Annotated in this window: 15 protein-coding genes; 10 read left to right on the plus strand and 5 right to left on the minus strand. The window is 63.8% G+C overall.

Translation table 11 applies throughout. The features are described from left to right. Positions 1–98: 98 nt before the first annotated feature. The 3 genes from ACM6JM_RS18290 to ACM6JM_RS18300 are packed head-to-tail and all read right to left on the minus strand — an operon-like array spanning position 99 to position 2680. Positions 99–1148, minus strand: a complete 1050-nt coding sequence (locus ACM6JM_RS18290; RefSeq protein ID WP_163974139.1) for an alkene reductase — start codon at positions 1146–1148, stop codon at positions 99–101. Between the two features lie 32 nt (positions 1149–1180). Next, a complete protein-coding gene (locus ACM6JM_RS18295) occupies positions 1181–2344 on the minus strand; it encodes an MFS transporter (RefSeq protein WP_011332833.1) in 1164 nt (387 codons plus the stop codon). 33 nt (positions 2345–2377) lie between these two features. Further along, a complete protein-coding gene (locus ACM6JM_RS18300) occupies positions 2378–2680 on the minus strand; it encodes an ArsR/SmtB family transcription factor (RefSeq protein WP_007957866.1) in 303 nt (100 codons plus the stop codon). Positions 2681–2851: 171 nt separating this feature from the next. Here ACM6JM_RS18300 and ACM6JM_RS18305 point away from each other — a divergent pair, with 171 nt between their 5' ends. Beyond that, positions 2852–3424 (plus strand): ACP phosphodiesterase, encoded by a 573-nt coding sequence (locus ACM6JM_RS18305; protein ID WP_039771450.1) that lies wholly within the window; start codon positions 2852–2854, stop codon positions 3422–3424. Between the two features lie 14 nt (positions 3425–3438). On the opposite strand, the gene ACM6JM_RS18310 is transcribed toward ACM6JM_RS18305, so the two are convergent. Beyond that, the gene (locus ACM6JM_RS18310; protein WP_414882292.1) at positions 3439–4233 is read right to left on the minus strand and encodes a lysophospholipid acyltransferase family protein; all 795 of its coding nucleotides are present in this window, start codon (positions 4231–4233) and stop codon (positions 3439–3441) included. Continuing rightward, positions 4233–4988: an L-ornithine N(alpha)-acyltransferase gene (gene olsB / locus ACM6JM_RS18315; protein ID WP_039771455.1), complete on the minus strand. Its 756-nt coding sequence runs from the start codon at positions 4986–4988 to the stop codon at positions 4233–4235. The genes ACM6JM_RS18310 and olsB overlap by 1 nt, the downstream gene beginning before the upstream one ends. 153 nt (positions 4989–5141) lie before the next feature. Here olsB and ACM6JM_RS18320 point away from each other — a divergent pair, with 153 nt between their 5' ends. The 9 genes from ACM6JM_RS18320 (at position 5142) to ACM6JM_RS18360 (ending at position 14281) form a co-directional block, all read left to right on the plus strand. Then, positions 5142–6047 (plus strand): acyl-CoA dehydrogenase, encoded by a 906-nt coding sequence (locus tag ACM6JM_RS18320; RefSeq protein ID WP_414882293.1) that lies wholly within the window; start codon positions 5142–5144, stop codon positions 6045–6047. A gap of 31 nt (positions 6048–6078) precedes the next feature. Then, complete coding sequence (locus ACM6JM_RS18325; protein WP_414882294.1) at positions 6079–7158, plus strand: serine hydrolase domain-containing protein; 1080 nt, start codon at positions 6079–6081, stop codon at positions 7156–7158. Then, positions 7155–7457, plus strand: coding sequence for an amidase (locus ACM6JM_RS18330; RefSeq protein WP_414882295.1), 303 nt, complete (start codon positions 7155–7157; stop codon positions 7455–7457). Before ACM6JM_RS18325 ends, ACM6JM_RS18330 begins: the two co-directional genes overlap by 4 nt. Positions 7458–7600: 143 nt before the next feature. Then, on the plus strand, positions 7601–8776 hold the full coding sequence (locus ACM6JM_RS18335; protein ID WP_210711121.1) for a M20 aminoacylase family protein: 1176 nt from the start codon (positions 7601–7603) through the stop codon (positions 8774–8776). Between the two features lie 79 nt (positions 8777–8855). Next, positions 8856–10166 (plus strand): citrate-proton symporter, encoded by a 1311-nt coding sequence (locus ACM6JM_RS18340; protein ID WP_039771466.1) that lies wholly within the window; start codon positions 8856–8858, stop codon positions 10164–10166. Then, positions 10163–11620: an amidase gene (locus ACM6JM_RS18345; protein ID WP_414882296.1), complete on the plus strand. Its 1458-nt coding sequence runs from the start codon at positions 10163–10165 to the stop codon at positions 11618–11620. Before ACM6JM_RS18340 ends, ACM6JM_RS18345 begins: the two co-directional genes overlap by 4 nt. A 59-nt stretch (positions 11621–11679) precedes the next feature. Continuing rightward, a complete protein-coding gene (locus tag ACM6JM_RS18350; protein WP_414882297.1) occupies positions 11680–12450 on the plus strand; it encodes an IclR family transcriptional regulator in 771 nt (256 codons plus the stop codon). Positions 12451–12531: 81 nt separating this feature from the next. Beyond that, positions 12532–13122, plus strand: a complete 591-nt coding sequence (locus ACM6JM_RS18355; protein ID WP_236180988.1) for a YceI family protein — start codon at positions 12532–12534, stop codon at positions 13120–13122. 1 nt (position 13123) lies between these two features. Further along, complete coding sequence (locus tag ACM6JM_RS18360; RefSeq protein WP_236191642.1) at positions 13124–14281, plus strand: phospholipase D-like domain-containing protein; 1158 nt, start codon at positions 13124–13126, stop codon at positions 14279–14281. Positions 14282–14437: the final 156 nt, after the last annotated feature.

The raw sequence follows: 14437 nt of genomic DNA on the forward strand, positions 1-14437 counted from the left end.
CTATGTAATGGTTTATTTCGCAAGTAGTCGCCCCCCCTGATAAACAAAAAGCCCCGGCTCTTGCGAGTCCGGGGCCCTTAAATTGCAAGGCGTAGTGATTACAACGTTGGGTAGTCGATGTAGCCGACCGGGCCCTTGCCGTAGAACAGTTCTGGACGCGGTTCGTTCAGCGGAGCATCGGCCTTCAGACGGGCCGGCAGATCCGGGTTGGCAATAAACGGGATGCCGAATGCCACGGCGTCAGCCTTGCCCTCGGCCAGCCACGCGTTGGCGCTGTCCTTGGTGAAACGCTCATTGGCAATGTAGGCGCCGCCGAAGGCTTCCTTCAGTTGTGGGCCGAGGCTGTCGGCGCCTTCTTTCTCGCGAGAGCAGATGAACGCGATGCCACGCTTGCCCAGTTCGCGAGCGACGTAGGTGAAGGTCTCGGCCAGGTTGTCGTCGCCCATGTCATGGGAGTCGGCGCGTGGTGCCAGGTGTACGCCGACACGGCCGGCGCCCCAGACTTCGATGGCCGCGTCGGTCACTTCCAGCAGCAGGCGTGCACGGTTTTCCAGGGAGCCGCCGTAGTGGTCGGTGCGCTGGTTGGTGCTGCTTTGCAGGAACTGGTCGAGCAGGTAGCCGTTGGCGCCGTGGATTTCCACGCCGTCGAAACCGGCTGCCTTGGCGTTCTCTGCACCGACGCGGTAAGCGTCGACGATGTCGGCGATTTCAGCGGTTTCCAGTGCACGCGGGGTTGGATAGTCGGCCAGCGGGCGAACCAGGCTGACGTGGCCTTTAGGCTGGATGGCGCTCGGTGCAACCGGCGTTTCGCCGTTCAGGTACGACGGGTGGGAGATCCGGCCGACGTGCCACAGTTGCAGGACGATCTTGCCGCCGGCGGCGTGAACGGCCTTGGTCACGTTGGTCCAGCCGCGCACCTGGTCGTTGGACCAGATGCCCGGGGTGTCCGGGTAGCCGACGCCCATCGGGGTCACCGAAGTGGCTTCGCTGAGGATCAGGCCGGCCGAGGCGCGTTGTACGTAATACTCGGCCATCAGCGCGTTCGGTACGCGGCCTTCGTCGGCGCGGCAGCGGGTCAGCGGCGCCATGATGATGCGGTTGGACAGCTCGAGGTCGCCCAGTTTGATCGGATCGAAAATTGTTGCCATGAGATACAACCCTCGTGAGGTAAGTGAGTGAATCAGTTAGCGGTGGCCAGCTCGGGATTGCCGTTCTGGCGGAATGTGATCAGGGTCACCAGCAGCGCGAGGACCGCCAGCGCAGCAGCGGCGAGAGGCACGCTGGTCAGGCCGTAGCCGTGGGCGATGACGCTGCCGCCGACCCAGGCACCGAGGGCGTTGCCGACGTTGAAGGCGCCGATGTTCAGGGTCGACACCAGGTTCGGTGCGGCCTGGCCGTAAGTCACGACGTTCACTTGCAGAGCCGGCACGGCGGCGAAACACGCGGTAGCCCAGAGGAACAGGGTGATTTCGGTGGGGATCAGGGCGATGCTGGTCCAGGTCAGGACGGTGGAGGTCACGGCCATGGCGATGAACACGCCGATCAGCGTCGCGGCGAGGCCCTTGTCGGCTAGTTTGCCGCCGATGATGTTGCCGACGGTCAGGCCCAGGCCGATGAGCATCAGGGTCCAGGTCACGCCACGGGGCGAAACACCGGTGACATCGCCCAGCAACGGCGCGACGTAAGTGAACAGGGTGAACACCGAAGCGGCGAACAGCGCGGTCATGCTCAAGGACAGCCAGATCCCGGCGCCCTTGAGCGCGGCCAGTTCGGCGCGCATGTCGAGTTTTTCTTCGTCACGCTTGGCCGGCAGGAAGCGGATCAGGCCGATCAGCGCGATCACACCGATCACGGTCACTGCCCAGAAGGTCGAGCGCCAGCCGGCTTCCTGACCGAGGGCGGTGCCCAGCGGTACGCCCAGCACGTTGGCCAGGGTCAGGCCGGTGAACATCAGGGCCACGGCCGAGGCGCGCTTGTTCGGTGCCACCAGGTTGGCCGCCACCACCGAGCCGATGCCGAAGAACGCACCGTGGCAGAGGGCGGTAACCACTCGGGCGAACATCAGCACGTTGTAATCAGTGGCGATGGCGCAGAGCAGGTTGCCGATAATGAAGATGCCCATCAGCGTAACCAGTGCAGCCTTGCGCGGCAGTTTTGCAGTGGCCATTGCCATGAACGGCGCACCAATCGCCACGCCCAGGGCGTAGCCGGTCACCAGCCAGCCGGCACCGGGGATCGACACACCGAGGTCGGCCGCCACATTGGGCAGCAGGCCCATGATGACGAACTCGGTGGTGCCGATGGCGAAGGCGCTCAAGGCGAGTATGAGTAGCGAGAGGGGCATCGTTTAATCCTTTTGGCTGGCTGACGTTAAGGGTCAGAGCTCTTTGCTGAGGGTGCTGAGGAACGCCTGGATCACGTCCTCGTTGCGTTTGAAAAAGTGCCACTGGCCGGCCTTCTGGCTGCTGATCAGCCCGGCCCGTTGCAGGGTGGCCAGGTGGGCGGAGACGGTCGACTGCGACAGGCCGCAGCGTTGATCGATCTGCCCGGCGCAGATGCCGTACTCGTGGTTGTGGATCTGTTCCGGAAACTGGGCTTTCGGGTCTTTCAGCCAGTTGAGGATGTCTCGCCGTACTGGGTGTGCCAGGGCTTTTATTATTTCGTCGAGGTCAATGTTCATGGCTGGGTGCTCGTGATGTGTGTAGCGCTATATCGCGATGAGGCGAACTTTATATCGGTACTTCGCGATACACCAATATGAATTTGATCTGATGACCGCATAAATCGGTATATCGGGTTATAACGATATGTGAGGTGTAAACAATTGCGGGCGCGGTGCTAAGCTGCGCCCATGAACTATCTCGCACATTTACACCTCGGTGGCCAGCGCCCCGGTCAACTGCTCGGCAGTCTGTATGGCGATTTCGTCAAAGGGCGGCTGCAAGGGCAGTTCGAGCCGGAGATCGAAGCGGCGATTGCCCTGCATCGACAGATCGACGTGTTCACTGATCGCCATCCATTGGTGGACGCTTCACTGGCGCGGTTTTCGACGACTCGCCGCCGTTACGCGGGCATCGTTCTCGACGTGTTTTTCGACCATTGCCTGGCGCGGGACTGGACGCAGTACGCCGACCGTCCGTTGGGCCAATTCACCACCGACGTTTACCGCGTGCTGTCCAGCGAGCGGCAATTGCCCGAGCGCCTGGCGAAGATCGCCCCGCACATGGTCGCCAATGACTGGTTGGGCTCGTATCAGGAGTTCGAAGTGCTGGAGCAGGTGTTGCGTGGAATCTCCCGGCGCCTGACCCGACCCGAAGAGCTGGCGGGGGCGATGGAGGAGTTGCGGCGGTTGTATGAGCCGTTGAGCGAGGACTTTCGTTTGTTCTACCCACAGCTGCAGGACTTTGCCGGCCGGCAGCTGTAGATAGATGTCGCCGATCAGGCCGCTATCAGATCGCGGGCATGTTGTGCTTCGACCGGTTTGAGCACATCACCGAACAAGGCTTTCTGCACCGCTTGCTGGGCCTCGTACGCCAATGCCGCGCGCTCCCGACCGTGGCAGGCAATCGGCTTGAGCAGATGGATTTCGACATCGCCGCAGTCGTTGCTGAACAGGCGCATCAGGTGCGACAGCAGATCATCGTCACCAATGAACGGCGCCAGCGAATCGATCTTGCCGTCGCGCAGATAACGGATCGCCACCGGTTGCAGCTTCACTTCCGAATCAATCGCCGCCGACAGCAGGCGGCCGTGAAAGGTACGCAGCGAACGACCATCGGTGGTGGTGCCTTCCGGGAACATCAGCAGCGGATGAGCGGTTTGCAGGTGACGGGTCATCTGCTTGCGGATCAGCTGGCTGTCGCCCGAACCGCGACGGATGAACAGGCTGCCGGCCTTCGCAGCGAGCCAGCCGGCCACCGGCCAGGTGCGCACTTCGGCCTTGGACAGAAACGACAGCGACGTGAGCATGCCGAGCAGCGGAATGTCGGTCCACGACACATGGTTGCTGACCCACAGCATCGGCTGTTTCGGCAGCTCACCGTGGACGGTCACGCGAAAGGGCAGGGCATTGCTCAGACGCGCCATGAAAAACCGCGACCAGCGCTGCCGACGCTCCATCGAATGGGCCAGGCCCAGGCGCTCGAAAACCCCGAAGACACCGGCCATGCTCAGGCCCAGAGTCACCACCAGCAGCACTCGCGCGATCCGCGCGTACACCCGCAGCCGGCTCATCACACGGCCGCCTTGAAGTGCTTGGCGTAGCGCGGGCAGAGTTCGTCGCGCTTGAGCAGGATGAACACGTCGGCGACCTGGAAGTCTTCGTCCCAGCACGGCTCGCCGCAGATCTTCGCGCCCAGGCGCATGTAGGCCTTGAGCAGCGGCGGCATTTCGGCGATCACGTTCGACGGAATGTCGAGGCTTGGCAGCGGATTCTTCGGCTCGGCGCGCAGGTGTTCGGTGCACAGATAGCGTTCGCGCAGGCGCTGCATGATCGCGTGGGCCTGTATGCCGCCGTCCTGCATCGGGATGCTCGCGCAACCCATCAGGTAGCTGTAGCCGCCCTGATTCAGCACTTCGGCCAGTTCGCCCCACAGCACGGCGATGGTGCCGCCGTTGCGGTAGGCCGGGTCGACGCAGGTGCGGCCGATTTCCAGGATCGGGCCTTGCAGACCGGCGAGGCCGTGCAGGCTGAATTCTTCTTCGCTGTAGAACTTGCCCAGGCTGCTGGCGGCGGTGTGATCGAGCAAACGGGTGGTCGCCACCAGGCGGCCGGTGTTCAGGTCACGCACGCCGATGTGGCTGCAGTGAACATCATAGTCATCCATGTCCAGACCCAGCTCCGCGCCATTCAGCTTGGCGTTGAACTCGCCGCTGAATACGTTGAAGCGCAAGGCCTGGGCTTGCTGCAAGGCCTCGGCGCCGATCAGGCGTTCGGCTTGCAGGCGGCGTTCATTGCCGGTGTCGCTGATGCGGGCGATCTGAGTCATGTGAATCTCCGTACGGGCCTTGAACCCGTCATGGGTTGCAGCCGATCGACTTTCTTTATGCAGCCGTGTTGTGCAAAGTCAGGCTATGTAGCCCCGGTGTCATCGCCATGAATGTTTGGTGATGCTTATATGACAGCCCACAAGGAGCCTCTGATGACCTGGTCGACCCTGCTTGAATGCCGCGAACGCCTGCCCGCCGTTGCCGACCTGGCCGAGGGCTTCGCCACGTTGCTGCATCAACTGGGCAGCGTTTCGCCGTTCGAACTGGCGGTATCAGGCGGGCGGCGGATGGCGACGCCGGGGCTGGCGTTTCTGGTGGGTTATCAGGCGGCGCTGCGCATGCTCTGGCCGAGCGCGCCGCCGAGCCTCGGTGCGATGTGCGCGACCGAGCAGCGCAGCCTGCGCCCGGCGGACATGCAGACCCGGCTCACGGATCTGCGCCTCACCGGGCAAAAGGATTTCGTCACCGCCGGCGATGCGGCGGACTGGCTGCTGATCGCCGCGCGCAGTGAACAACACGGCGAATCACCGCGCCTGAGTCTGGCGGTGGTGTACCCCGGCGAACCCGGCGTGCGGGTAGAAAAACTCCCGGCGCTGCCGTTGATGCCGGACATCAGCCATGGCCGGTTGCATCTCGACGATGCGTTGTGTGAATTGCTCGCGGGAGATGGCTGGGATGCTTACGTCAAGCCGTTCCGCACCCTTGAAGACGTTTACGTGTTGAGTGCAATGACCGCGTGGTTGTACGGCGTCGGTCAGGACAGCGGCTGGCCGCAGCTGCTGCAATTGCGCCTGCTGGCGCTGTTGGCCGGGTGCGCGGAGGTCAGTCGCCAGCCGCCGAACAATCCCGCCGGGCATGTGTTGCTCGGCGGATTGTTTGCGCAGTTCGACGGGTTGAAAGCGGAAGTCGATCAGGCCCTGCGCAACGGCGATCCTGAGTGGGCGGCGATGTGGCAGCGCGATCAGTCGGTCATGCAACTGGCGGCGGGGGCGCGGGCCAAACGCCTGGCCAAGGCGTTGGCGGCAAACCAAAACACATCTGTCATGAACGCCGGCTAGTCTTCTCAGGTTCATCCCCAGAGCCCTCACCATGTTCAAAGGCCTGTCCCTGTTTCTGCTGCTGATCAGCTTCACGGTTCAGGCCGAACAATGGCCGGGCGAGCAATGGCCGACCGGCCCGAAACTCACCAGCCCGGCCGTCGATGCATTGGAGGCCTACGCCTTCCCGACCCGCGATGACAGCACCCGAAAAGGCATCCGCACCGACGCCTTGCTGGTGATCCGTGACGGCCAGCTCATCTACGAACGCTACGCCGCCGCGACCACCGCCGACACCCCGCACCTGACCTGGTCGATCAGCAAAAGCCTGATGGCCACGGTGCTCGGCGTGGCGTACGGCGAAGGCCTGTTCAAGCTCGATGATCCGGCCACGAAGTTTTATCCGGCGCTGGGAAAACACCCGGCCATTACCCTCAAGGATCTGCTGCACTGGGCCTCGGGCATCGACTGGCAGGAAGACTACGAATACGCCCCGCTGAAATCCTCGGTGGTGGCGATGCTCTACACCCGTGGCCACCGCGACATGGCCGCCTTCACCGCCGATCACGACAGCTACGCGCCAGCGGGGCAGGCGTTCCGCTATTCCAGCGGCGACAGCAATCTGTTGGCGGCGGCGCTGAAAACCATCGTCGGCCCGCAACGTTATCCGGACTATCCGTGGACAGCACTTTTCGATCCCTTGGGCATCCGCCATGCCACCTGGGAAACCGACGCGACAGGCACTTTTGTCGCCTCTTCCTACGCTTATATGACGGCCCGGGATCTGGCGCGAATCGGTCTGTTGATGGAACGGGAGGGACGCTGGAACGACCGGCAGTTGTTGCCCAAGGATTGGGTCGCCTTCAATCGCCAACCCTTCGCCGGCTACATGGCTAATCAGGACGAAGCCGTACCCGGCGGCCAGTGGTGGCTCAATCGCCCGGCAGACGGCGCGCCGTCGCCATGGCCCGACGCACCGCCCGACACCTTCGCCGCCCTCGGCCACTGGGGGCAGGCGCTGTACGTGATCCCGAGCGAAAAACTGGTGATCGTGCGCTACGCCGATGACCGCGACGGCAGCTATCGCCACAACGAATTGCTCAAGCGTGTGCTCGAGGCGGTGCGGCCATGAAACTGTTCAGAAGAATCCTGCTGGTGTTGTTGGTCGCGCTGCTGGGCTGGGGCTGGCACGAGCGCGAAAACCTGTGGGCCTTCCCCGACATCATCAGCGCCTACACCGCCAAGGAATATTGTTCGTGCCGTTACGTGATGAACAACGACGCCGAATATTGCCGGGGCTACGTGAAGCAATGGCTGCCCAGCGAACTGACCGATGACCGCACGCAAAAAATCGTCACCGCCAGCGGCCTGGGACGCAGCAACAGTGCCCAATGGTTAGGCGAACGCCAGGGCTGTCGCCTGCAACCCTGATCCGGTTCCACCCTGTGGAACCACATTCGATTGTCCTCTCGCGTGTCTCGCGGTTATCTGGCGGTGAGCACGACCTGCCGTTCACGTGTCGTGAAACAACACCGAACAACAAGACCGGGAACACCCGCGCGAGGAGAACCGTCATGCCCCGACATCAGCACATTCTTGCCTGGCTCAACGATGTGGCCAGCGACCTGCACGCCACCCGCCAGGACATTCACGCCCACCCTGAACTCGGTTTCGAAGAAAGCCGCACCTCGGCGCTGGTCGCCCGTTCGCTCGAAGAGTGGGGCTATGAAGTTCACACCGGGGTCGGCAAGACCGGCGTGGTCGGCGTGCTGCGCAACGGCAGCAGCACACGCAAGCTCGGGCTGCGGGCCGACATGGATGCGCTGCCGATCATCGAGAACACCGGCGTCGCCTACAGCAGCCGGCATCAAGGCTGCATGCACGCCTGCGGCCACGACGGGCACACCGCGATGTTGCTCGGTGCGGCGCGTTATCTGGCGGCGACCCGCCAGTTCGACGGCACCCTGACGCTGATTTTCCAGCCCGCCGAAGAAGGCCAGGGCGGGGCCGAAGCGATGCTCGCCGATGGCCTGCTCGAACGCTTCCCGTGCGATGCGCTGTTCGGCATGCACAACATGCCGGGCCTGCCGGCGGGGCATCTGGGCTTTCGCGAAGGGCCGATGATGGCTTCGCAGGACTTGCTCACCGTGACCATCGAAGGCGTCGGCGGCCACGGTTCGATGCCGCATCTGGCGGTGGATCCGTTGGTGGCCGCAGCCAGTGTGGTGATGGCTTTGCAAACCGTGGTCGCGCGCAATATCGATGCGCAGCAGGCGGCGGTGGTAACGGTCGGCGCATTGCAGGCCGGCGAAGCGGCGAACGTGATTCCGCAACAGGCGATCCTGCGGCTGAGCCTGCGTGCGCTGAACGCCGAAGTCCGCGTTCAGACACTGGACCGCGTGCGCTCGATCATCGAGTCCCAGGCCGAAAGCTTCGGCTGCACCTCGACCATCGAACACCGTCCGGCCTACCCGGTGCTGGTCAACCACGCCGCCGAAACCGAGTTCGCTCGTCAGGTCGGCGTCGAACTGGTGGGCGCCGATGCCGTCGATGGCAACACTCCGAAACTGATGGGCAGCGAAGACTTCGCCTGGATGCTCCAGCGCTGCCCCGGCGCGTACCTGTTCATCGGCAACGGCGTGGCGCGGCCGATGGTGCATAACCCGGCGTACGATTTTAACGATGACATTCTGCTGACCGGCGCGGCGTATTGGGGCGCGCTCACCGAGAGCTGGCTCGAGCCGGCCTGATTTCTTCACTTTTTGCTGCCGCTGGAACGCAGGTGCGCATGTGCCTGCGTGGTCAACCCACAGCTTCTGGAGAATCCCCATGCAGACTTCGAACGCAGGCGTTTCGCGCACCCGGCAAGTGGTCGCCGCCGTCATCGGCAACGCCCTGGAATGGTACGACTTCATCGTTTATGGCTTTCTGGCGAGCATCATCGCCCGGCAGTTTTTCCCGTCCGACGACGACTACGCCTCGCTGCTGATGGCGCTGGCGACCTTCGGCGTCGGCTTTTTCATGCGCCCGGTGGGCGGCATCCTGCTCGGCATCTACTCCGACCGCAAAGGGCGCAAAGCCGCGATGCAGATGATCATCCGCCTGATGACCGTGTCCATCGCCCTGATCGCGTTCGCGCCGAACTACGCCGCCATCGGCATGGGCGCGCCGCTGCTGATCGTGGTGGCGCGAATGCTTCAGGGCTTTGCCACGGGCGGTGAATATGCGAGCGCCACGGCGTTTCTGGTGGAGAGCGCACCGGCCCATCGCAAGGGTTTGTACGGCTCGTGGCAACTGGTCGGGCAATGCCTGGCGGTGTTCAGCGGCGCGGCGATGGTGGCGCTGGTCACGCACCTGTTTTCCCCCGAGGCGCTGGACAGTTGGGGCTGGCGGATTCCGTTCGTGCTCGGCCTGTTGATCGGCCCGGTGGGCTTGTGGATTCGCAAGCACATGGAAGAACCGGAAGAATTTCTCGAAGCGCGCAAGAAAGCCAAAGGCGCAGCGCCGGGCCTGTGGCAGGTGCTGCGCGAACATCGCCGCAGCCTGCTGGTGTCGATGGGCCTGGCGTGCGGGGCGACAGTGTCGTTCTACGTGGTGCTGGTGAACATGCCGACCTTCGCCCACAAGAACCTCGGCCTGCCGTTGGATCAGGTGTTGCTGGTGCAGATGCTTGCGGTGGGGCTGATGACCGTGGTGATTCCATTCTCCGGCGCACTGTCGGATCGCCTCGGTCGGCGGCCGGTGCTGATGGCTTTCACTTTGGCGTTTTTCGTCATGGTCTATCCGCTGTATGTGTGGGTGGCGGCGGCGCCTTCGATCGAGCGCTTGCTGGTGATGCAACTGCTGCTGTGCGCGGCGATTGGCGGGTTCTTCGGCCCGGCTCCGACGGCGCTGGCCGAGCAGTTTCCGATTGAGGTGCGCTCCACCGGCGTGTCGGTGGCCTACAACGTGGCGGTGATGGTGTTCGGTGGTTTTGCGCCGCTGATCGTCACCTGGCTGAGTAAAGTTCTGAACACCCCGGTGGCGCCGTCGTTCTATGTCCTGTTCGCTTGCCTGCTGACCCTGCTCGGTACTTACTGTTTGCAGGAGGCTCCACGCGCGAAGAAATCCGTTGCGCTCAACCTGGGAGTGAAACCGTGAGTCCGTTGGCCATTGATCCGATTGTCGCCCTCGACGCCGATGGGCTGTCCCGGGTGATCCATGCCCGCAAGGTGTCGTGCCGCGAGGTGATGCAGGCCTACCTGAAGCACATTGATCGCTTCAATCCAGCGGTCAACGCGCTGGTCTCGCTGCGCCCGCACGACGTGCTGCTGCGCGAGGCCGATGAATGCGACCGGCAACTGGATCGCGGTGAGTCCAGGGGCTGGATGCACGGCATGCCCCAGGCGATCAAGGATCTGGCGGCCACCGCCGGATTGCGCACGACCCTCGGCTCGCCGCTGTTCGCCGAGCAAGTGCCGCAGCACGATGCGATCAGCGTGGCGCGGGTTCGCGACTGCGGCGCGATCATCATCGGCAAAAGCAACGTCCCGGAGTTCGGTCTCGGTTCGCAGACCTACAACAGCGTGTTCGGCACCACCACCAACGCCTACGATCCGGGCCTGATCGCCGGCGGCAGCAGCGGCGGGGCAGCGGTGGCACTGGCCCTGCGCCTGCTGCCGGTGGCCGACGGCAGTGACATGATGGGCTCGCTGCGTAACCCGGCGGCGTTCAACAACGTGTTCGGCTTCCGCCCGTCCCAAGGGCGTGTGCCCCATGGGCCGATGCCGGAAGTGTTCGTCCAGCAACTGGCCACCGAAGGGCCGATGGGGCGCACGGTCACCGACGTCGCGCGATTGCTCTCGACCCAGGCCGGCTACGATCCGCGCGTGCCGCTATCGCTGGCCGATGAACCACGGGACTTCAGCCTGGATCTGCAACAGGACTGCAACGGTCTGCGCCTCGGCTGGCTCGGCGATTACAACGGCTATCTGCCGATGGACGACGGCGTGTTGAGCCTGTGCGAGTCGGCGCTGGCGGATTTCAGTGCGCTGGGCTGTCAGGTCGAGGCCTGCCAGCCGGACTTTTCCATGGAGCGCCTGTGGCAGAACTGGCTCACCCACCGGCATTTTCTGGTGCAGGGCAGCCTCGGCGCGGCGTATGCCGATCCGCAAAAACGGTCATTGCTCAAACCCGAAGCGCAATGGGAAATCGAGGGCGGTCTGCGTCTGACCGCTGCCGAGGTCTATCAGGCGTCGGTCGCGCGCAGCGAGTGGTATCGCGCGTTGAGCGAGTTGTTCGAGCGTTACGATTTCCTGCTGCTGCCCACCGCCCAGGTGTTCCCTTTTGATGCACAGCAAGCGTGGCCGCGAGTCGTCGGCGGGCAGACCATGGACACCTATCACCGCTGGATGGAAGTGGTAATAGGCCCGACGTTGGCGGGGTTGCCGAGCATCAGCGTGCCGGTGGGTTTCAACCCGGCCGGGTTGCCGATGGGCCTGCAAATCATCGGCCCGGCCCAGGCGGATCGGGCGGTGCTGCAACTGGCCTACGCTCATGAACAACTGACCCGCTGGGTCGAACGGCGACCGCCGGCATGCCTGCAATCGGCCTGAGCGGCCCGCATCTTGCTGCACGAAGTGATCTTTCATCCGTATCCATGGAGGTCGAACACATGGGCAGCAAGGCAGACACCGGCAGCGTGCGCTCGGTCGAACGGGCGCTGGCCATCGTCGAGTTGCTTGGCGAGCATCAGGCGTTGGGGCTGGAAGAGTTGCACTACCTGACAACCCTGCCCAAGGCCACGGTGTCGCGGATGCTCGCGACCTTGCAGGAGCAGGGCTGGATCTATCGCGGCCTCAGCGACCGCCGCTACCGGTTGTGCGCCAAACGGCTGTTCGGTGATCGACAGCAACGCTTCAAACGCCACCTGGTGGAAAGCGCCGCGCCGATGCTGCTGGAGCTGAGCGAGCGTACCGGGCTGGTGGCGGATCTGTCGTGCTTCGACGGCGAACGGGTTGAAGTGATGGAAAGTGCGATCCCGCAGGTGTTGCGCAAGCGCTATCCAACGAACTGCCAGATCGTCGGTCATCACGCCAGCCTGTTTCATTCGGCCATGGGCCGGGCGTGCCTCAGCGAACTCGACAGCCAGGACTTGAAACGTCTGGCCGAACGCGAACAACTGGCGGATGACGGTGTGTTGCAGGCCACCGAGCAAGCCTTGCAGCAGGGCTTCGGCCAGCGCACCGAAGGCTATTGGGAATACCCGGTGCGCCTGCCGTTCCTGATTCGCGCGGTGGCGTTGCCGATTTGTGCGCAAGGGCGGCTGGTCGGCAGCATGGCGCTGCACTGGCCGATGGATCAGGCGCCGGTGGAACGGGTGCTGAGCCTGCACCTCAACAGCCTCGCGTCGACCATCGGCGAGGTGCAGCAGGCATTGGCCTGAGTGTTTGCACAGACTGACAGTTTGCAATAACGCCAAGGCCAGTTAAGGTTCGTGCACGTTTATCGGCCCCACGAGTTTTCAATGTTCAACCGTTCTCTGTGCAACGCCTTCGCCGGCCTGCTGCTGGGCGCCGCTGCGCTGCCGGCCCAGGCCAACTGGTATCTGGACGGCGAGTCGTCGCGGCTGTCGTTCGTCAGCACGAAAAACGCCAACGTGTCCGAAGTGCAGCGCTTTCTGGTGCTGCACGGCAAGGTCGATCCCGACGGGCGCGCCGTGGTCGAGGTCGAGCTGGACTCGATCAACAGCGGCATCCCCCTGCGCGACGAGCGCATGCGCAAGGAGTTGTTCCAGATCGAACAATTCCCCGAAGCGACCATCACCACCCAGATCGACCTGCGCCCGATCAACGATCTGGCCCCCGGCGCGCAGCTTGAATTGCGCTTGCCGCTGACCGTCAATCTGCACGGCAAACAGCATGAATACCCCGCCGAACTGCTCGCCACGCGCCTCGATGACCGACGCTTTCAAGTGGTGACCCTGGAGCCGCTGGTGATCAGCGCCGAGGATTTCGATCTGCTGCCGGGCCTGGAAAGCCTGCGCAACCTGGCCGGCCTGTCGGCCATCAGTCTGTCGGTGCCGGTGGGTGCGGTGCTGATCTTCACGGCGCGCTGACATGCGCGGCGCGGTGTTTCCGTGGCGTGATGGCAACCGCTTCGAGCTGTTGATCGACGGCCCGCAATTCTTCCCGCGCATGCTCGACGAAATTGCCCGTGCCCGCGAGCAGATCGAGCTGGAGCTGTATCTGGTGGAAGCCGGCGCCTGTGCCGAAACCATCGTGCAGGCGCTGGTACTGGCGGCGGAGCGGGGCGTGCGGGTGCGTTGCCTGTTCGATGATTACGGCAGCCTCGCGTTCACCCTCACGCTGCGCCGGCGGCTGACCGGTGCCGGGGTCGAGCTGCGTTTTTACAATCGGCTGAACTGGCGGCGCTGGGTCGGTAATTTTTATCGCGATCACCGCAAGCTGTTGTTGGTCGACCAGCGTCTGGCGGTGGTCGGCGGCACCGGGGTCACCGACGAGTTCTGGACGCCGGGCCACGACACCAGCGAATGGCACGAGGTCATGGTGGAAATCACCGGCCCGCTGGTGCTCGACTGGCAGTTGCTGTTCGACCGCCAATGGATCGCCAACCGCCATCGCCGGGCCTGGAGGCCCAACGCGCATTTCGGCCTGCCACGGCTGCCCCGCGTGCCGGACACGGGCGAGGGCATGGGCCGCGTGGCCTACGCCGACGCCCGCCAGCATCGCGACATTCTGCAATCGCTGTTCCGCGCGCTGAACAGCGGCCAGCAGCGGATCTGGCTGGCCACGCCGTACTTCCTGCCCACCTGGAAGATCCGCCGTTCCCTGCGCAAGGCCGCCGCCCGTGGCCTCGACGTGCGCCTGCTGCTGACCGGGCCGCGCACCGATCACCCGTCGGTGCGTTATGCCGGGCATCGCTACTACCCGCGCCTGCTCAAGGCCGGGGTGAAAATCTACGAGTACCAGCCGTGTTTCCTGCACCTGAAAATGGTGCTGGTGGACGACTGGGTCAGCATCGGCTCGTGCAATTTCGATCACTGGAATCTGCGCTTCAATCTTGAGGCGAATCTGGAAGCGCTGGACCCGTCATTGACGGCAGCGGTGGCGGCGAGTTTCGAGAAGGACTTCGGCCTGAGTCAGCAGGTGAGCCTGGAGGAATGGCGGAAACGGCCACTGTGGCGGCGGGTGAAGCAGCGGATCTGGGGCTGGGTGGATCGGGTGGTGGTCAACTTGCTCGACAGACGCGGCTAAGCGCAATTGATCGTTCCCACGCAGAGCGTTGATCGTTCCCACGCTCCGCGTGGGAATGCAGCCCGGGACGCTCCGCGTCCCAAAGCGGACGCAGAGCGTCCATTGAGGCATTCCCACGCGGAGCGTGGGAACGATCGGTTACAGGTTTTGCAGCGC

Origin of the sequence: Pseudomonas sp. IT-P2 (assembly GCF_949767575.1) — a bacterium.
Lineage (GTDB): Bacteria > Pseudomonadota > Gammaproteobacteria > Pseudomonadales > Pseudomonadaceae > Aquipseudomonas > Aquipseudomonas pharyngis.

What these genes read in the sequence shown, in the direction of transcription:
- ACM6JM_RS18320 (WP_414882293.1), top strand. Translation starts at nt 5,142, where the DNA reads ATGACCTGGTCGACCCTGCTTGAATGCCGCGAACGCCTGCCCGCCGTT.
- ACM6JM_RS18295 (WP_011332833.1), bottom strand. Translation starts at nt 2,344, where the DNA reads ATGCCCCTCTCGCTACTCATACTCGCCTTGAGCGCCTTCGCCATCGGC.
- ACM6JM_RS18360 (WP_236191642.1), top strand. Translation starts at nt 13,124, where the DNA reads ATGCGCGGCGCGGTGTTTCCGTGGCGTGATGGCAACCGCTTCGAGCTG.
- ACM6JM_RS18350 (WP_414882297.1), top strand. Translation starts at nt 11,680, where the DNA reads ATGGGCAGCAAGGCAGACACCGGCAGCGTGCGCTCGGTCGAACGGGCG.
- olsB (WP_039771455.1), bottom strand. Translation starts at nt 4,988, where the DNA reads ATGACTCAGATCGCCCGCATCAGCGACACCGGCAATGAACGCCGCCTG.
- ACM6JM_RS18355 (WP_236180988.1), top strand. Translation starts at nt 12,532, where the DNA reads ATGTTCAACCGTTCTCTGTGCAACGCCTTCGCCGGCCTGCTGCTGGGC.
- ACM6JM_RS18325 (WP_414882294.1), top strand. Translation starts at nt 6,079, where the DNA reads ATGTTCAAAGGCCTGTCCCTGTTTCTGCTGCTGATCAGCTTCACGGTT.
- ACM6JM_RS18340 (WP_039771466.1), top strand. Translation starts at nt 8,856, where the DNA reads ATGCAGACTTCGAACGCAGGCGTTTCGCGCACCCGGCAAGTGGTCGCC.
- ACM6JM_RS18330 (WP_414882295.1), top strand. Translation starts at nt 7,155, where the DNA reads ATGAAACTGTTCAGAAGAATCCTGCTGGTGTTGTTGGTCGCGCTGCTG.
- ACM6JM_RS18335 (WP_210711121.1), top strand. Translation starts at nt 7,601, where the DNA reads ATGCCCCGACATCAGCACATTCTTGCCTGGCTCAACGATGTGGCCAGC.
- ACM6JM_RS18300 (WP_007957866.1), bottom strand. Translation starts at nt 2,680, where the DNA reads ATGAACATTGACCTCGACGAAATAATAAAAGCCCTGGCACACCCAGTA.
- ACM6JM_RS18310 (WP_414882292.1), bottom strand. Translation starts at nt 4,233, where the DNA reads ATGAGCCGGCTGCGGGTGTACGCGCGGATCGCGCGAGTGCTGCTGGTG.
- ACM6JM_RS18305 (WP_039771450.1), top strand. Translation starts at nt 2,852, where the DNA reads ATGAACTATCTCGCACATTTACACCTCGGTGGCCAGCGCCCCGGTCAA.
- ACM6JM_RS18290 (WP_163974139.1), bottom strand. Translation starts at nt 1,148, where the DNA reads ATGGCAACAATTTTCGATCCGATCAAACTGGGCGACCTCGAGCTGTCC.